At 47.0% G+C, this 17,154-nt stretch carries 16 protein-coding genes; 11 read left to right on the top strand and 5 right to left on the bottom strand.

The features are described 5' to 3' along the window. Window positions 1–7 precede the first annotated feature (7 nt). The gene (gene secA / locus AC1XTG_RS13770) at window positions 8–3,349 is read left to right on the top strand and encodes a preprotein translocase subunit SecA (RefSeq protein WP_484842382.1); all 3,342 of its coding nucleotides are present in this window, start codon (window positions 8–10) and stop codon (window positions 3,347–3,349) included. 133 nt (window positions 3,350–3,482) lie between these two features. Then, the gene (locus AC1XTG_RS13765) at window positions 3,483–4,142 is read left to right on the top strand and encodes a phosphatidylserine decarboxylase family protein (RefSeq protein WP_056290800.1); all 660 of its coding nucleotides are present in this window, start codon (window positions 3,483–3,485) and stop codon (window positions 4,140–4,142) included. Here AC1XTG_RS13765 and AC1XTG_RS13760 read toward each other — a convergent pair. Both AC1XTG_RS13760 and AC1XTG_RS13755 read right to left on the bottom strand, forming a co-directional pair. Further along, entirely contained in the window at window positions 4,134–4,754 is a 621-nt protein-coding gene (locus AC1XTG_RS13760; RefSeq protein ID WP_056290795.1) for a rhomboid family intramembrane serine protease, read from the bottom strand. The genes AC1XTG_RS13765 and AC1XTG_RS13760 overlap by 9 nt on opposite strands. A gap of 22 nt (window positions 4,755–4,776) precedes the next feature. After that, window positions 4,777–5,751, bottom strand: coding sequence for a polyprenyl synthetase family protein (locus AC1XTG_RS13755; RefSeq protein ID WP_484842381.1), 975 nt, complete (start codon window positions 5,749–5,751; stop codon window positions 4,777–4,779). 197 nt (window positions 5,752–5,948) lie between these two features. Here AC1XTG_RS13755 and AC1XTG_RS13750 point away from each other — a divergent pair, with 197 nt between their 5' ends. Beyond that, on the top strand, window positions 5,949–6,779 hold the full coding sequence (locus tag AC1XTG_RS13750; RefSeq protein WP_484842380.1) for an aminotransferase class IV: 831 nt from the start codon (window positions 5,949–5,951) through the stop codon (window positions 6,777–6,779). A gap of 51 nt (window positions 6,780–6,830) precedes the next feature. On the opposite strand, the gene AC1XTG_RS13745 is transcribed toward AC1XTG_RS13750, so the two are convergent. The 3 genes from AC1XTG_RS13745 to AC1XTG_RS13735 all read right to left on the bottom strand — a co-directional run bounded on the left by AC1XTG_RS13745 (window position 6,831) and on the right by AC1XTG_RS13735 (window position 9,406). Beyond that, window positions 6,831–7,688, bottom strand: a complete 858-nt coding sequence (locus AC1XTG_RS13745) for a hypothetical protein (RefSeq protein WP_484842379.1) — start codon at window positions 7,686–7,688, stop codon at window positions 6,831–6,833. A gap of 156 nt (window positions 7,689–7,844) precedes the next feature. Further along, complete coding sequence (gene thiL / locus AC1XTG_RS13740) at window positions 7,845–8,864, bottom strand: thiamine-phosphate kinase (protein WP_484842378.1); 1,020 nt, start codon at window positions 8,862–8,864, stop codon at window positions 7,845–7,847. Window positions 8,865–8,950: 86 nt separating this feature from the next. Beyond that, a complete protein-coding gene (locus AC1XTG_RS13735) occupies window positions 8,951–9,406 on the bottom strand; it encodes a hypothetical protein (protein ID WP_056290781.1) in 456 nt (151 codons plus the stop codon). Window positions 9,407–9,542: 136 nt separating this feature from the next. Here AC1XTG_RS13735 and AC1XTG_RS13730 point away from each other — a divergent pair, with 136 nt between their 5' ends. The 8 genes from AC1XTG_RS13730 to AC1XTG_RS13695 all read left to right on the top strand — a co-directional run bounded on the left by AC1XTG_RS13730 (window position 9,543) and on the right by AC1XTG_RS13695 (window position 17,123). After that, window positions 9,543–9,779 (top strand): cytochrome b5 domain-containing protein, encoded by a 237-nt coding sequence (locus tag AC1XTG_RS13730; protein ID WP_056290780.1) that lies wholly within the window; start codon window positions 9,543–9,545, stop codon window positions 9,777–9,779. Window positions 9,780–9,788: 9 nt separating this feature from the next. Continuing rightward, complete coding sequence (locus AC1XTG_RS13725; RefSeq protein WP_484842377.1) at window positions 9,789–10,634, top strand: N-acetylglucosamine kinase; 846 nt, start codon at window positions 9,789–9,791, stop codon at window positions 10,632–10,634. Between the two features lie 115 nt (window positions 10,635–10,749). Continuing rightward, the gene (locus tag AC1XTG_RS13720; protein WP_484842376.1) at window positions 10,750–12,003 is read left to right on the top strand and encodes a sensor histidine kinase; all 1,254 of its coding nucleotides are present in this window, start codon (window positions 10,750–10,752) and stop codon (window positions 12,001–12,003) included. Next, complete coding sequence (locus AC1XTG_RS13715; protein ID WP_484842375.1) at window positions 12,000–12,686, top strand: response regulator transcription factor; 687 nt, start codon at window positions 12,000–12,002, stop codon at window positions 12,684–12,686. The genes AC1XTG_RS13720 and AC1XTG_RS13715 overlap by 4 nt, the downstream gene beginning before the upstream one ends. A gap of 90 nt (window positions 12,687–12,776) precedes the next feature. Next, entirely contained in the window at window positions 12,777–13,016 is a 240-nt protein-coding gene (gene rpmB / locus AC1XTG_RS13710) for a 50S ribosomal protein L28 (protein WP_031528537.1), read from the top strand. An 87-nt stretch (window positions 13,017–13,103) separates the two neighbouring features. Then, window positions 13,104–13,592 carry a 2-amino-4-hydroxy-6-hydroxymethyldihydropteridine diphosphokinase gene (gene folK / locus AC1XTG_RS13705; RefSeq protein WP_484842374.1) on the top strand — a complete coding sequence of 163 codons (489 nt, stop codon included), beginning with the start codon at window positions 13,104–13,106 and terminating at the stop codon, window positions 13,590–13,592. 228 nt (window positions 13,593–13,820) lie between these two features. Next, window positions 13,821–16,187, top strand: a complete 2,367-nt coding sequence (locus AC1XTG_RS13700) for a TonB-dependent receptor (RefSeq protein ID WP_484842373.1) — start codon at window positions 13,821–13,823, stop codon at window positions 16,185–16,187. A gap of 12 nt (window positions 16,188–16,199) precedes the next feature. Beyond that, entirely contained in the window at window positions 16,200–17,123 is a 924-nt protein-coding gene (locus AC1XTG_RS13695; RefSeq protein ID WP_484842372.1) for a DUF4249 domain-containing protein, read from the top strand. Window positions 17,124–17,154: the final 31 nt, after the last annotated feature.

The following is a 17,154-nucleotide window of genomic DNA, read 5'->3' as shown; positions in this document are numbered from 1 at the left end:
TATAATCATGTTTAAAATATTCTCCAAGCTATTTGGCACGAAATCCGAACGGGATCTTAAGGAACTGACCCCGTATGTGGAGAAGGTAAATGCCGAATACGCCCTGTTGGCTTCTTTAACAAATGATGAGCTCAGGTTACAATCCGAAAACCTGAAACAACATATATCCGATCAGCTCAAATCGATCGACGAGCAGATCGCCGGATTGAGACAGCAGGCAAGCGACGAGCCCAATGTAGATAGTAAAGAAGCGATCTTTAAGAGAATAGATGCGCTTGAACTTGACAGGAATAAAGAACTCGAAAAAGTACTCCTGGATATCCTTCCAAAAGCATTTGCGATTGTGAAGGAAACTGCGCGCCGGTTTAAGGAAAACGACAGGCTGGAAGTTACAGCCAACTTTTTCGATCGCGACGTAGCCGCCCGAAAATCGCACGTGTCCATTGAGGGCGACAAAGCATATTGGAATACAACATGGGACGTGATCGGCCAGCCTATCAAATGGAACATGCTGCATTATGATGTTCAGCTGATAGGTGGTGTGGTTTTGCACCAGGGTAAAATCGCTGAGATGGCGACGGGTGAAGGTAAAACTTTGGTTGCAACCCTCCCGGCGTTCCTGAATGCACTTGCCGGACAGGGCGTACATATCGTAACTGTGAACGACTACCTGGCAAAGCGTGATGCAGAGTGGAATGCGCCGCTCTTCGAATTCCACGGAATGCGCGTGGATTGCATCGACCGCCACCAACCCAATACCGAAGCAAGAAGAAATGCTTACAAAGCTGACCTAACTTACGGTACCAACAACGAATTCGGCTTTGACTACCTACGTGACAATATGTCACGCACACCGGAAGAGCTGGTTCAGCGCAAGCACCATTTCGCAATGGTCGATGAGGTTGACTCCGTTTTGATTGACGATGCGCGTACCCCTTTGATTATCAGCGGACCCGTTCCGCGCGGTGACGAGCAGGAATATCTGGAACTGAAACCCCGCGTTTCGAGGATCGTTGAAGCCCAGAAAAGGCTGGCAATGGAATTCCTGAATGATGCTAAAAAGAAGATCGCCGCAGGCGACAAGAAAGAAGGCGGGCTGGCACTTTTCCGTGCACACCGCGGTATGCCGAAATATAAACCGCTTATCAAATACCTGAGTGAGTCGGGGATCAAGGCGTTAATGCAGGAATCAGAATCCATATATCTTGCCGAAAACCAAAAGCTAATGCCGGTAGCCGACGCGCCGCTTTACTTTACGATCGACGAGCGCCACAACAGCATTGAACTGACAGAAAAAGGGATCGACTTCCTGACAGGAGAATCAGAAGAAACCAATTTCTTCATCCTGCCTGATATCGCTGTTGATCTGGACAGAATTGAAAAAGATGCTTCACTCAATGAGCAGGAGCGCATTATCCAGAAAGAAGCATTAATCCGCGATTATTCTGTAAAAACTGCCCGTATCCATACAGTAAACCAACTTTTGAAAGCATTCACACTTTTTGAAAAGGACGTTGAATATGTGATCATCGACGGGAAAGTGAAAATTGTGGATGAGCAAACCGGTCGTATCATGGAAGGCCGTCGCTATTCTGACGGTTTGCACCAGGCGATTGAAGCAAAAGAAAGTGTACGCGTTGAAGATGCCACACAGACTTACGCGACCGTTACATTGCAGAACTACTTCCGGATGTACCACAAACTGGCTGGTATGACGGGTACTGCAGAAACGGAAGCTGGTGAATTCTGGGAAATCTACAAGCTGGATGTGGTATCAATACCAACCAACGTAACAGCTGTACGGAAAGACCAGGAAGATAAAGTTTACCGCTCAGTTCGTGAAAAATACAATGCGGTAACCGACGAGATCGTCGAGCTTGTGGAAGCGGGCCGGCCTGTGCTGGTAGGTACCACCTCAGTAGAAAATTCAGAGATTATCAGCCGGATGCTGACTTTACGTAAAATCCCTCACCAGGTTTTGAACGCAAAGCAACACCAGCGCGAGGCAGAAGTAGTAGCAGAGGCCGGAAAGCCGGGTACTGTTACCATTGCAACAAACATGGCCGGTCGCGGTACGGATATCAAGCTGACCCCGGAAGCTAAAAAGGCTGGTGGTTTGGCAATTATCGGTACGGAAAGACACGAAAGCCGCCGCGTCGACAGACAGCTGCGTGGTCGCTCCGGCCGCCAGGGTGACCCTGGTTCTTCTCAATTCTTTGTTTCCCTGGAAGATAACCTGATGCGCTTGTTCGGTTCAGACCGGATGGCGAAGGTAATGGACCGAATGGGCTTGGAAGAAGGCGAAGTGATCCAAAGTGGAATGATCACCAAATCGATCGAGCGTGCGCAGAAGAAAGTGGAAGAAAACAACTTCGGAATGCGTAAGAGATTGCTGGAGTACGATGATGTAATGAACTATCAGCGTGACGCAATCTATACCCGCCGCCGCAATGCATTGTTCGGGGATCGTCTGGCAGTGGATATCGCAAATACATTATTTGATGTATGCGACGAGCTGATCAGCACTGCCGGCACTTATGCAGAGCTCGAACTGGCTTCTATTACTACCCTGGGAATGGAGCTACCATTCAGCGAAGCCGAATTCAACAGTTTCAAACAGGCTGATCGTGCGCAGAAACTATACGAGGCAGCTGAAAAGCAATACCAGGACAAAAACAATGCAATTGCACAGAAAGCATTGCCGGTATTGCAGTCGATCTATGCAGAAAGAGGCGCTACGGTTTCAGAAATAATGATTCCTTTCAGCGACGGACTTCGTCAGACGGGCGTTGTGGTTGGTTTGAAGAAATCTGTCGAGAACGAGGGCAAAGAAATTACCCGCGAAATGGAGAAAGCAATAGTGCTTTCATTGATCGACCAGGAATGGAAAGAGCATTTGCGGGAAATGGATGATTTGAAACAATCGGTACAAAATGCGGTTTTTGAACAGAAAGATCCTTTGCTGATTTACAAGTTTGAATCCGTTGAGCTTTTCAAACGCTTTCTGAGCAAGGTTAACTTTGATATGATCTCCTTCCTGATGAAGGCAGATATCCCGCAGGAAGAAGCGGTACCGGCAAGTGCAGTGCAGCAAACTGTACGCCGCCCGACGCCACCGCCTGCATTACATACCAATAAGGAAGAAGAATTTGATGTGGACGTGGAAGATCCGAACAAATACGCCCATACCGAATCCACTACCAAGGCGCAGCCTGTACGTGTGGAGCGTGTTGCGGACAGGAACCAGAAGGTATCTGTTCAATACCGGGACGGACGCATTCTTCGTGATGTGAAGTTTAAAAAAGTAGAACAGGAAGTGAAAAACGGCGATTGCGTTGTAATCGAATAACCTGTTTTCATTCCTAACAAAAATACCGGCCCTGCCTCTCGTTTCCGAAAGGCAGGGCTTTTTGCTGCCGTTAAATCAGGATTTATACGATATTTGCAGTTGCTGAAAGCATAAACGAAAACATTCCATTAGCATGAAACTCCATCGGGAAGGCTATACCATTATTCTAATTACAATTATTGTTCTGGTACTGATCAACTTAGGAATTAATTATCTTCTTCCTGATGGATACTGGATTCCAAGGCTGGTATTGATCGGCAGTATATTCGTTTTTCTGCTGGTTGTTCAATTTTTTCGCGTTCCCAAAAGAAACGCCCACAAAAGCGATCGCCAGATCGTAGCGCCTTGCGATGGAAAAGTGGTGGTGATTGAAGAAGTAGTTGAAACTGAATACTTCAACGGACCAAGAAGACAGATCAGCATTTTCATGTCGCCTCTTAACGTGCATATCAACTGGAACCCGGTAAGCGGCATTATCCAGTATTTCAGGTACCACGCCGGACTTTACCTCGTTGCCTGGCACCCAAAATCAAGTACCGACAATGAGCGTACCACTGTGGTAATCAGGACGGTTGAGGGAATCGACGTTTTATTCCGCCAGATAGCAGGCGCAGCAGCCCGCCGCATTCGCTGGTACATCAAGGAAGGCGATAAGGTAGAGCAAAGCACAGAAATGGGCTTTATCAAGTTCGGCTCCCGCGTGGACATATTTGTCCCTCTTGATGCGGAGATCAAAGTGAAGCTGCAGGATAAAACAGTAGGAAGCGTAACTGTGCTCGCTGAATTAAAATAAGCGCCAGCTTAGTATTTGTTCAAAAAACTGAGGAACTGCTCCCGGGTAAACTACTGCCATAAACAGCATTCCGAAAATTGCCCCGTATAAGTGCGCGCTATGGTTTACATAGCTCATTCCCCTTTTTGACTCGTAAACAGAGTACCCGAGATATAACAATCCGAATATAAAGCCTGGCATACAAATGAAGAAGTACAGGCAAATGCTCATCAAAGGAGCGTAAAGAATGGCAGCGAAAAGCACAGCCGATACCCCTCCGGAAGCGCCGAGCGAGTTATATTTAGAGTTGTTGCGGTGTTTCAGGAACGTTGGTATATCTGCTACAATAATGCCAACAATGTACAGGAACAGGTAGTACATCGTTCCGCTCGGCCCGAAAAGCATTGCGAAAAGTCTCTCAATTCCTTCTCCTACAAACCACAAGCTGAGCATGTTGAAGATCAGGTGACCAAAATCTGCATGTACAAAACCGGAGGTGATAAAGCGATAATATTCATTCCGCTGCCGAACGCGGTAAGGATTGAATATCATCTTGTCCATTAAGCTATAATTGTTCAGCGCGTAGTAGCTGATGCCCGAGGTAATGATTACAAGTATGAGGGTTATTGACATAATTCACTGATTTAATAAGCTGTTATTTTTCACGTTCAACCAGCTGCTGGACAAATTGCAGCAGCGATGCTTTCCGGGATTCCTCCACATTCAGGCTCCGAAGGTTGGCCAGGCCTTTTTCAAAATAGGTATTAATCTTCTCTTCGGTAAACTTCCGGATATTGAGCGATTCATAAATTGCTTTTACCGCGCCCACCTTCTCTTCCGGGTCAAACTCGGCGGCAGAAATCCATTGATCAAGCGCTGCTTTGTGTGATCCGGTTGCTTTTGATAAAGCTTCAATCAGTAAGAACGTTTTCTTGTTCGAGATAATATCACCGCCTACCTGTTTACCAAACTTAGAAGGATCTCCATACACATCTAGCAAATCGTCTTTCAGCTGAAAGCCAATTCCCATATTTTCCCCAGCTGAATACAGCAGCTTTACCGACTCTTCATCAGCCCCGCCGATTATCCCGCCTAATTCCAATGCAAAACCGAGCAGCACCGAAGTTTTAAGACGTATCATTTCAAGATATTCCTCCTCCGTTACATTCCAGCGCGTTTCGAAATTCATATCCAGCTGCTGTCCTTCACATACTTCGGCAGCGGTTTGGTTAAATCGCGCCAGTACAAGCCTCAGCTGGTCTTTTGGAATATCAAGCAGCAGATCATACGCCCGGATCAACATCACGTCGCCCGACAAGATCGCCGTATTTGCATTCCATTTTTCATGCACGGTAGGTTTACCGCGACGCAATGGTGCGCGGTCCATGATATCGTCGTGCATTAATGTAAAATTGTGAAATACTTCCACCGCCATCGCTGGCCGGATCGAACGCTCCACATCTTCGGAGTAGATAGATGATGCCAGCAGCGTCAGCAGCGGCCGGAAACGCTTTCCGTGCAGCGACATAATGTAGCTGATCGGCTCGTAAAGCTCAGCTGGGCCGACGCCATAAGTATGCTTTTCAAATTCGGACTGGAGCTTCTGGAGTAGTTGATCGGGGTTAAGCATCGAATGCGGAAATCGCCTGAAAAAGACAGGGCGCAATGTTTGTTATGAACGTTTTTATCAATCTGGAGACTTATGCAAAGTAGGGGATTTTCCTTGTCTTGCCGACAGAATTCGAGGATAAATTCGATTTTTGCCATTGTGGCGCTATTCTGCAACATTATCATAACTTTAAGATTCCATCTCATTCCCATTCGAAAATGCCATTTCATCAGTACTTCAACGGCGATATACTAGCGATCAACGAGCCGGTTTTCCAGACCAATGATCTTGGATTGCTGCGCGGCTACGGACTTTTTGATTATTTCAGGACCTACAATGGTGTACCGTTCCGTTGGGATGATTACTGGCAGCGTTTTGAAAATTCGGCAAGGCTGCTCAAATTGACGCTGCCGGTTACTCAGGAAGAAACAGAGAAAATCCTGGCCGACCTGCATGCGCTGTCGGGCGAGCAGGAAGTTGCGTTTCGTTTTGTGCTCACGGGAGGTTATGCGCCCGACAGTGTGCATGTAGTCCGGCCGAACCTGCTGATCCGCACAGAAGCATTGCCACAGGATAATCCCGCAGGCAGGTTGAAAGGCATCAAAGTGATTCCTTACGAATACGTCCGCGATTTACCCGAAATTAAAACCACCAACTACGTGCACATGGTTTTAATGGCCGACGAGCTAAAAAGGCAGCAAGCCGCCGATCTGCTTTTCTATAAGGACGGGGAAGTAAGCGAGCTGACGCGCAGCAATATTTTTATTTTCAGGGACTCAAAGCTTATTACTTCCAACAGGAACATCCTAAACGGGATCACCCGCAAAGTTGTACTTGAACTCGCTAAGCCGCATTTTGAAGTTGAAGTACGACCCATTTCGTACCAGGAGGTAATCACTGCTGATGAGGTATTTACGACCAGTACCACAAAGTGGGTTATGCCGGTTGTGCAAATTGGCGAGCAGCCCATTGGTGACGGAACCGCCGGTAAGCAGACGCTCTTTTTACAAGGATTGTTTGAAAAGATGGTTTTAAACTGGGGCAAATAAAAAAGGTGACTTTCCGCGCGGAAAGCCACCTGGCACTTGTAATAATTCAACTTATTTAGGCGCAATAGGTGATTCTTTGTTTACGATCGGCCACACGCCCGGACGCGGCACGCTTACGCCTTTCGTCATTCCTTTTGTCATCGCATCCGCTCCGAAATAGTACAGCGGCCAGCCTTTGTAAGTCAATTGCTTTTTACCAAATACTGTGATTGTACCGAATTGTGTTTTATCCAATGCAGATGGAATTTCATCTATACTGGCCACTTCATAGATCGGCCAGGTAGCATCGTGATTCGAGTCATTTGTTGTCCAATTGTTGTTCATTGACGAGTCACGCGCAAATGCATATAACGTGCGTCCCAGGCTGTCTACCAGGAATTGCGATTCAGCAGTACCCTCGGTATAATCCGCTTTATAGGACTTCCCGTCGTTTCCTACCAGCTGTGCATTGGAAAGCATTACGGCATACTTCGTCTTTGCCACATACCAAACGTTATTCACTCCTTCTCCTTTTACTTCTCCTGGCGCGGCGTCGTTGGCGAAATAGTACAGCGGCCAGCCTTTGTAGGTAGTTTGTATAGCGCCGTCAGTGCGGGTAATGTTGGCAAAGTCAGAAGCTTTCAAGCCGGCATCCAATTTCAATGAAGCAAGGTTAGCTACTGAAAAAACCGGCCAGGCTGCGAGGCAAGGGCCTGTGCAAACGGAGGTATTGCCTGCATCTTTGGTGAAAAAGTAAAGGGTCTTGCCATTCTTGTCAGTTAGTACCTTGCCGAGTGAGCCATTTTCTTTTAGCATAATGTCATTTGGCGTGACGGGGGTTTCTTCGCCGTCATCGTCGGAGCAGGAGACTGTCACTGCCAGTAAAGCTCCCAGCAGGAACAGCATTCGGGTGATTGGAAAGATTTTCATCGGAATTAAATTATGATTGTTAGAGATGAATTGGTTTGTCCCGAATACGGTCAAAACCTTCCGATGGTTGCGTAGCCCTGTTTTGGTCCAACGCAACTGCTAACCCACAAAAAAGGCGCAGCCAGATAGCCGCCTGAATTCATTTTTTAATTACATTCAACTCCACCCTTGTGCAGTCAGCGGAATGCGGCTGTCGGATTTCGTATGTATCGAAACGCCTTCACTCTTGTCGGCAATGTACCCGACGAACGTAATCTTCGGATTGTTTTTGATCAGTTCATACGCAGACTGCGACACGGTAAACAACAGCTCATAATCTTCGCCTCCATTCAATGCAGCTGTTACCGGGCTCAGGTTCAGTTCCGAAGCGGCAAGGAATGTTTGTTCGTCAATGGGGAGCCGCTCTTCAAATACCACCGCACCTACACCCGACTGCGCGCAGATATGCAGCAGGTCGGAAGCCAGACCGTCCGAAACGTCTATCATAGAAGTAGGTATTACCCCCGCTTCTTCCAGCTCGTAAATCACGTCCATCCTGGCCTCGGGCCGCAATTGTCTTTGAATAACATAATCATGTCCGTCCAGCTCGGGCTGCATGTCCGGATTGGCAAGAAACACCTGCTTTTCGCGTTCCAGCAGCTGCAAACCAAGGTAAGCGCCTCCCAGGTCGCCGGTTACACATAACAGATCATTGGGTTTGGCTGTATTCCGGTAAACGATTTTGTCCTTTTTTACCTTGCCAAAAACACTAACCGAAATGAGTAATCCCGAGCGTGAAGAAGAAGTATCCCCGCCTACAAGGTCTACATTGAAATCCTTGCATGCTGTTTTGATACCGGCATAAAGTTCATCGACAGCTTCCACAGAAAAGCGGTTGCTGATCGCAATACTCACCGTCACCTGCCGCGGTATCCCGTTCATCGCGGCAATGTCCGATACATTTGTTGCTATAGCCTTGTACCCTAAATGTTTGAGAGGAAAAAAGGTGAGATCGAAATGTACGCCTTCCAGCATTAGATCGGTGCTGATCAATCCATATTCCTCGCCTGTATCGATTACAGCTGCATCGTCGCCAATACCGCGTACAGTATCCGGCAACACAGTTGTTACTCCTTTATTTATTCTCTGAATCAGCCCGAATTCACCCAGGCTGCTGATTTCTGTTCTGCTTTCCATGATACAAAATTAGACAAAAAAAGCGAAGCCGGTTCGGATGAGAACCGGCTTCGCTGCGATATCTTCTACTAAATAAATGCGGTTGACTAAGGATTTGTCAATGTATATTCATTGATCGTGCCTCCCGTTTTTGAGCTGCCTTTCAGACGCGTCAATACAAGCTTCGAATCTTCCAGTGTATTGATTGTAAACTCAATGGTGCCGCCGGTTCCGGTTGGCTGTGGTACCAGGTCTTTCAGGATCAATTTGGTGTTTCCGTCCAGCGCCCAGGTTCCATTGGTAGTGAATCCATCCCAGTCGGTCAGTGTAGCAGTCATTGATCCCGACGAATTGGTCAGAGTCAATCTGAAAGCTGAATATCCCGGAACTGAATTATTGGAACCTCCTCTCGTATAGGCAACTGCGCTTCCATGCTTCACAGATTCGGCAGTCCACGCTTTGGCAATTCTTTCGGAAGCGGGTTTTACTTTCTCCTTACATCCAGCATTTATCAAAGTGACGATCAGAGCGATACACCAAATCAGAGAGTAACTTTTTTTCATATTTGTATTTCCTAAATTTCATAACACAACGCCAAGTTCCTACTTTTTAGTCTTATTATCAAAATATTCAGTGAAGATCATTTTAATTTTTACCCACTGGCTCCGATCGCTAAATTGCACGGTCAAATCATATTTCATGAAAGAATATACGCACGCGCAACTTGCACTCAGGAACGGGCAGGACAAAGAGGAAATCTGGTGTGCGTACAAAGGGATCATTTATGATGTAACCGCTTCCCGCCTGTGGCGTAACGGGCACCATTATGAGCATTGGGCGGGCCAGGACCTTACCAAAGAACTGGGCGACGCGCCGCATACCGACCGCGTTTTCGAGCGTTTTAATGTAATCGGCCGCCTGCAATCCAAAAACTAGACGATTTCCATGAGTACCTATTTAATAGCAGACAGCGGATCCACCAAGACGGATTGGGTAGTTACACGAGACGGTATGCAGGTTGGCGCATTTCAATCTGCTGGTATCAATCCATTTTACCAAACCACCGAACAGATCATTCCTGTCCTGAATGAGCAGGTTATTCCAGCTATTACAACACAAATAGACCGTATCTTCTTTTATGGCGCAGGCTGTGCGGATGAAAAAACGAGCCGGCCTGTTTACGATGCATTGCTGCATTGCATTCCTTCCGCGACGCAAATAGAAGTTGCTTCAGATATGTTAGGTGCCGCGCGTGGCCTGTGCGGCCGGGAGCCGGGACTGGCGTGTATCCTGGGTACCGGCGCCAATAATGCATTTTACGACGGCCAGAAAATCGTGCATTCCATTGGTTCACTCGGCTTTTGGCTCGGAGATGAGGGGAGCGGCTCTTACCTGGGAAAAACTCTGGTGGTACGCTTCCTGCAAAACGAGCTTCCTGCTGACATTCATGAGAGTTTCGCAGCTACTTACCCGGAGATCAACAGGTTGTATGTTTTGGAGAATGCTTACAAAAAACCTTATCCGAACCGGTTCTTTGCCGCTTTTTCCCAATTCATTGCCGAACATATGGCAGATAATTACATGCAGCAGCTGGTAATGGACGCGTTTTCACTTTTTACCCAAAAATACATCCTGAAACATACTGATGCGTCCGATCACCCGGTCCATTTTACTGGCTCTATTGCGTTCTATTACCAGGAAATGCTTCAAAAAGTGCTTGCCTCAAACGGGCTTCAATTCGGGCGTATCCTGAGAACGCCGCTCGATGGGCTGGTTCAATACTATTCCTGAGCCTCCGCAGCCAAAGCGTTAATGAATGTTAAACCTGCACATCCATTGCGCTTCTGTCGTTTCGGCTAAGGTCAATTGCTTTTATTGGCCTTAAATTTGCTATTATCATTCTGCTATGTCGAGACGAACCATTCAATCACTCACCGTTTTTTCTGCGCTCCTAATTATAGGCGTGGTGATCACGCAGATTTTTTGGGTAAAACAGGCGCTCGATCTCCGCCACAGACAGTTTAACCAGAATGCGCACGTCGCTTTACAGGATGTAGCTGCCAAGCTGGCCAAAGTAAATGGGGTAATGCAAACCACCAACCCCGTTGAGCAGCTTTCTCCTGAATATTTCCTTGTTAATACCAATTCCACTACGCAGCCGGATCTGCTTGAAGTTTTTATCAAGGATAGTTTTCAAAAGCACAATCTCATTGCCGACTTTGAAGTAGGTATCTACGATTGTACCACGAACAGAATGCGTTACGGGATGTCATTGAGTACGAAAACCAATGCAAAGCTGCCGGCCACAACGACCAATTTCATCAAAACGGATAAGTATCCCTACTATTTCGGTGTTCGCTTTCCTGAACAGGAAACCTACTTTGCAGGAAGTATCAATCGCGCAATCTGGTCGTCGGTACTGGTGCTGGTGGCGGTTTCGCTGTTTGCTTATGCATTGTTTGTGATTTTGAGACAAAAGCAGTTGTCGGAAGTACAGCGGGATTTTGTCAATAATATGACACACGAGCTGCAAACACCCATTTCTACGATCCGCATTGCCGCTGATGTGCTCAATTCCGATCATATTATCATGCAGCCGCAGCGGCACAAACGCTACGTCCAGATTGTTCAGGACGAGATCCTGCGCTTGCAGGGACAGGTGGAAATGGTACTTTCAATGGCGAAGGCCGAACGGAATGTCTTGACCCTGCAAAAGGAAACTGTCCACGTTAATGAGATGATCCGGTCCATTCTGCTGCCTTTTGAAGGAAAGGTGAAGTTTCAGGACCAAACGGATAATAATGTGATCGAAACCGACCCATTTCACTTTCGCTGTATGATCAATAACCTGATCGACAATGCATTGAAATATTCTGACGATGATCCAGAAGTAAATGTGGCCACTTATAACAGAGGTAAATGCCTGATCATAGAAGTCCGCGACCAGGGTATCGGCATCGCGCCGGAGTATCAGAAAAAAATATTCAACCAGTTTTTCCGCATTCCTTACGGTGATGTACATAATGTAAAAGGATTTGGAATCGGGCTGAGCTATGTAAAACAAATTGTCAGGGCACACCGTTGGAAGCTCGAACTGGAAAGTACATTAGGCAAGGGAAGCACATTCAGAATCTCAATTCCCCAGAAACAACACGCATGAAAAAACGAATCCTGTACGCAGAAGACGATCCGAACCTCGCATTCGCGACCAAAGACAATTTGGAAGAGTATGATTATGAAGTAATTCACGCCTCAGACGGAGCAGAGGCGCTGGACTTCTTCGGCAAAGAACATTTCGATATCTGCGTGCTGGATATCATGCTTCCCAAAATGGACGGTTTCACACTGGCCGAAAAAATCAGGGCTGCTGACAGCCAGGTGCCCATTCTTTTTCTTTCAGCGCGTTCGCTGCAGGAAGACAAAATTAAAGGTTTGCGGCTTGGCGCAGACGATTATGTTACCAAACCATTCAGCATCGAGGAGTTGAGGCTGCGGATCGATGTTTTTTTGCGGCGCAGCAAATCGGAGCAGCCCGCGCCGGTAAAGTCAAATACGAGCAAGGTCGGACAATATGCATTTGATTTTCAAAAACTTACATTAAACCTGAACGGAGCCAGCCAGAATCTCACTTTCCGGGAAGCAGAGGTTTTGAAGTACCTGGCCGAGCGCCCGGACCAGGTAATACGCCGGGATGAACTTTTAAAGGCAATCTGGGGAGACGACGATTATTTCATGGGGCGGAGCCTCGATGTTTTTATATCAAGATTGCGGAAATACCTGTCAGCTGACCCTGAAATCCGCATTGACAATGTACACGGAGTCGGTTTCAGAATGCGGTGGTGAAGTGTTTTTTCAAAATTTCTCTCGCCGAGATTTGTTCAGAATAAATTAATTACACATCTTTGCACCCTCATTTGGAAAAATTGCAAGGTTATGGCTAAGGTTTGTCAAATTACAGGTAAAAGAACTCGCGTTGGAAATAACGTTTCTCACGCTAACAATAAAACAAAACGCAAATTCTTCCCGAATTTGCAGAAGAAACGTTTCTTCCTTCCTTCATCAGGAGAGTGGGTTACGTTGAAAGTAGCAACATCAGCGCTTCGTACCATCAATAAAAACGGTATTGAAGCAACTATACAGAAAGCATACGACAAAGGAACACTTACGTTCTAAGGATTTTACGAATTTATTTTTAAAGGACTTCTTTTTATCGGGAAGTCCTTTTTTCGTGCACTTACCTCAACACATCAAATTGCCTACATGACCGGTTCCGGAAAGATATTCCTTCTGTTAGGCTCCAATCTCGGCGATCGCGCCGGGATTTTGAAGCAGGCAAGACAAATGATCGCAGAAAAAGCGCCGATCGTTGCCGAATCCTCCATTTACGAAACCGAACCCTGGGGACTGACCGACCAGCCTGCATTCCTGAACCAGGTAGTTGAAGTCACATCCACCGATGAACCTGCACTGCTTTTAACGCATTTGCTGCACATTGAGCAGGAACTTGGCCGTGTCCGGAAAGTGCGGTGGGGCGCGAGGCTGATCGATATCGACATGCTGTATTATGGCGATACAATTCTCGAAAACGACACACTTATTTTGCCACACCCCCGCCTTAAAGAACGTAGGTTTACATTAATCCCTCTTTTCGAAATAGCAGCAGAATTTGTGGATCCTAAACTGAAAAAGTCGGTAAGCCAGCTCCTGGAAGAATGTCCCGACAATAGTGAGGTATTAAAATATTCTTGAAATATTTATATCGATGGAATGCACTTTGGTTTTCTTCCATCGACCATTGACTCCATTTTTTAGTTAGTTCATCACTTTTTTCTATCAAAATACCGCCTTTAAACATTGTTTTGTTGCCGGTTAGCTTGCTAAATACAACATTTACCCTTTCAGACCGAGGGGATTTACCTTTTGAGTTGTCAATCTTTTGAATAGAAATAATTCAAAACTCCGAACGAAAATCAATCCATGAAAAACAGAACACTTTACTTATTACTCATGCTGATTGGCACCTGTCTGCAGGTATCCGCGCAAAACCGCCACACGGTAAGCGGCTACGTAAAAGACAAAGCCAATGGAGAAGGGCTGATCGGCGTTTCGGTCTACGTGCGTGAAGCATCTACCGGTGTAGTTACCAATCCGTACGGTTTTTACTCCATTACCCTGCCCGACGGAACTTATACGCTGGTTTTCAGCTACATTGGTTATCAGAAAGTTACCCGGGAAGTGACACTGGATGCGGATAAAACGATCAGCATTGAGATGGAAGACGAGAGTAACCAGTTACAGGAAGTAACTGTCTCCACGCAGCGGGAAGACGAAAACGTTCGCAACATTGAAATGTCGGTAAACAAGGTGGAAATGAAAACCATCCGCAAAATGCCCGCATTACTTGGTGAAGTGGACCTGATCCGCAGCATTCAGCTGCTACCTGGCGTAACTACGGTCGGTGAAGGTGCATCGGGTTTCAATGTGCGCGGTGGTGACGTTTCCCAAAACCTCGTTCTGCTCGACGAAGCGCCTGTTTACAACTCCTCTCACCTTTTCGGATTTTTCTCGGTTTTCAACCCTGATGCGGTGAAAGACGTCAAACTGATCAAAGGTGGGATTCCGGCGCAGTATGGCGGGAGGATCTCGTCTATTCTGGATGTACGGATGAAAGAAGGTAACTCTAAAAAAAGGGAGGTTAATGGCGGAATTGGTACCATTTTCTCGCGACTTACTTACGAACAGCCTTTTGCTAAGGGAAAAGGGTCCTTTATCGTTGCCGGGCGCAGGTCTTACATCGATGTCCTGGCAAAACCTTTCCTGAACTCTGATCTGCGGGATTCCAAGTTCTACTTCTATGACCTGACTGCCAAAGTCAACTATCAGCTGGGCGACAAGGATACCTTTTACGCTTCCGGATATTTTGGTAAAGATGTTTTTGGTGGCGGCGATTTTGGTTTTGGCTGGGGTAATGCCACTGCTACGGGCCGCTGGAACCACATTTTCTCCAACAAGCTCTTCATGAACCTGACGGGCTATTACAGCAATTACGATTATTCGCTCGGACAGAATGTGAATGATCCAAGTGCAAAAGACAGGTTTGACTGGAAATCCAAGATTATCAGCGCCAGCTTTAAGCCGGATTTTACATTTTACATTACACCCAATAACCAGCTGACTTTCGGCGGCCAGTACATTTACTATGATACCCGCCCGGGTCGCGCCGTGGCAGTATCGGAAGGACAGGAAACCGACATCAGCCTCGATCCAAAATATGCCGACGAATCGGCCTTTTATATCGGAAATGAGCAGAAACTTTCCGACCGCATTTCCCTGCAATATGGTATCCGCTACTCCTATTTCCGCAGCCTCGGACCTGGTACTGAGTATCAATATTATACCGACGAAGTTGGAAAACGCAAAGTCCCCGTTTTTCCGGGAACTGATTACAAAAGGGGTGATGTGATCAAAGGTTATGGTAACTGGGAGCCGCGGGCTGCATTGAATATTGGCGTCAGTTCCAATGCATCTATCAAAGCCAGCTACAATCGCATGGCGCAATACCTGCATTTACTTTCCAATACCGCCGCAGCCTCGCCGCTGGATGTGTGGACATTGAGCTCGCCCATCATCCAGCCTGAAAAGGCCGATCAGGTTGCATTGGGCTGGTTCCAGAACTTCAAGGATAATATGTACGAAGCTTCCGTGGAGGTTTACTACAAAAAGCTGTATAACCAGATCGATTACGTTCCGGCATCAGATCTGTTGCTCAACCAGTTTGTTGCAGGAGATCTGCTCTTTGGAAGAGGCCGCGCCTACGGTGCTGAATTTTATCTAAAGAAAAATAAAGGAAAACTGACCGGCTGGGTCAGCTATACATTGTCCCGCACGGAAAGACAGGTACAAAGCATTAACAACAACGACTGGTTCCCCGCCCGTTTTGACAAGCCGCATAATTTCACTTCTGTGGCTATTTACGAAATGAGCAGGCGCCTGTCGCTCTCTGCCAACTTCACGATCACTTCGGGTACACCCGCTACATTCCCGACCAACCGCTGGGAATTCCAGGGCTGGCCGGTAGGTAACAATTATGCCAATACAAGAAATAACAACCGCATTCCCGCATACCACCGGCTCGACCTTGCAGCAACTTTGAAATCGAAGCGGAAGCTGTTTAGAACTGGCGAGGGTGAGTGGGTATTCTCTGTTTATAATGTGTACAATCGCCGAAATCCATTTTCGGTTTATACCCGGGCCAATCAGGATACTCCGCTCAAAACAGAGGCTGTGCGTTATGCAGTTATCGGCAGCTTTATCCCGGCGCTTACCTACAATTTCAAATTTTAACCGGCCATTGAAATGAGACATTTGAAGATATCAATTATAAAACTCAGTGCATTGATCGCGTTCCTGGGTATTTTCCTGACGGGTTGTGAAGATGTGATCAACCTGGAAACGCAAAGCGGGCCACCTCAGCTGGTGGTCGACGGGTGGATTACCAACCAGGCAGGACCACAAACGATCCGGCTGACCTGGTCTGCAAGCTACTTTGACAATAGTCCGGCTAAACCTGTCCTCGACGCAGAAGTAAGTGTAAAAGACGATCAGGGAGCGGTATACCTGTTTGAAGATGTAGCCAACAATGGAAATTATATCTGGCAGAAAACGGGCGACACGCTGGGTCAAATCGGCCGCACTTATACATTAACCATCAAACAGGGAGCAGATACTTACACTTCCACGACGGAGCTGAAACGCGTACCTGCAGTGGATTCCATTGTTTATACCAAGGAAAAGCTGCCATTTGAGCCGGACAAAGGTCCGAAAGAGGGATATGTAGCAGAGTTTTACGCCCGCGACTTTTTGGGAGAAGGTGATACCTACTGGATCAAACCGGTCGTGAAAGGCAAGACTACCGTCGACAAGGCTGTTAATATTTCCATTGCCTACGACGCTGCATTTGGCTCCGGTGCTCCTTCCGACGGATTGATCTTTATTTTGCCACTCCGGCAGTCCATTACAGTCGACTCGCTTTACTCGGCTGGCGACCAGGTGGGCGTTGAGCTGCACAGTATAACCAACGAAGCTTTTGAATTTTTGAAACAAATTCGTGAGCAGGCAAGCAATGGCGGCCTTTTCGCCACTCCGATCGCGAATGTGCGCTCCAACATCACCAATACCAATGCTTCCGGCAGCAAAGCGCTTGGCTTTTTTGGCGCGTCGGCAGTAAGCCGGCTGGAGACTACCATTATTCCTGAAAAAGCTCGTCCGAACGACGATTAAGGGGCCTTTTTGTTCTTGTCAAAAACCGCTG

The sequence above is a fragment of the Dyadobacter sp. HNCC25DJ183 genome, from assembly GCF_056895175.1.
The sequence above is the reverse complement of the archived record's forward strand: the minus strand, read 5'-3'. Positions and strand labels throughout refer to the sequence as shown.

Bases quoted from the DNA above. Each gene is read 5' to 3' on its own strand.
- secA (WP_484842382.1), top strand. From the start codon at position 8: ATGTTTAAAATATTCTCCAAGCTATTTGGCACGAAATCCGAACGGGAT.
- AC1XTG_RS13765 (WP_056290800.1), top strand. From the start codon at position 3,483: ATGAAACTCCATCGGGAAGGCTATACCATTATTCTAATTACAATTATT.
- AC1XTG_RS13760 (WP_056290795.1), bottom strand. From the start codon at position 4,754: ATGTCAATAACCCTCATACTTGTAATCATTACCTCGGGCATCAGCTAC.
- AC1XTG_RS13755 (WP_484842381.1), bottom strand. From the start codon at position 5,751: ATGCTTAACCCCGATCAACTACTCCAGAAGCTCCAGTCCGAATTTGAA.
- AC1XTG_RS13750 (WP_484842380.1), top strand. From the start codon at position 5,949: ATGCCATTTCATCAGTACTTCAACGGCGATATACTAGCGATCAACGAG.
- AC1XTG_RS13745 (WP_484842379.1), bottom strand. From the start codon at position 7,688: ATGAAAATCTTTCCAATCACCCGAATGCTGTTCCTGCTGGGAGCTTTA.
- thiL (WP_484842378.1), bottom strand. From the start codon at position 8,864: ATGGAAAGCAGAACAGAAATCAGCAGCCTGGGTGAATTCGGGCTGATT.
- AC1XTG_RS13735 (WP_056290781.1), bottom strand. From the start codon at position 9,406: ATGAAAAAAAGTTACTCTCTGATTTGGTGTATCGCTCTGATCGTCACT.
- AC1XTG_RS13730 (WP_056290780.1), top strand. From the start codon at position 9,543: ATGAAAGAATATACGCACGCGCAACTTGCACTCAGGAACGGGCAGGAC.
- AC1XTG_RS13725 (WP_484842377.1), top strand. From the start codon at position 9,789: ATGAGTACCTATTTAATAGCAGACAGCGGATCCACCAAGACGGATTGG.
- AC1XTG_RS13720 (WP_484842376.1), top strand. From the start codon at position 10,750: ATGTCGAGACGAACCATTCAATCACTCACCGTTTTTTCTGCGCTCCTA.
- AC1XTG_RS13715 (WP_484842375.1), top strand. From the start codon at position 12,000: ATGAAAAAACGAATCCTGTACGCAGAAGACGATCCGAACCTCGCATTC.
- rpmB (WP_031528537.1), top strand. From the start codon at position 12,777: ATGGCTAAGGTTTGTCAAATTACAGGTAAAAGAACTCGCGTTGGAAAT.
- folK (WP_484842374.1), top strand. From the start codon at position 13,104: ATGACCGGTTCCGGAAAGATATTCCTTCTGTTAGGCTCCAATCTCGGC.
- AC1XTG_RS13700 (WP_484842373.1), top strand. From the start codon at position 13,821: ATGAAAAACAGAACACTTTACTTATTACTCATGCTGATTGGCACCTGT.
- AC1XTG_RS13695 (WP_484842372.1), top strand. From the start codon at position 16,200: ATGAGACATTTGAAGATATCAATTATAAAACTCAGTGCATTGATCGCG.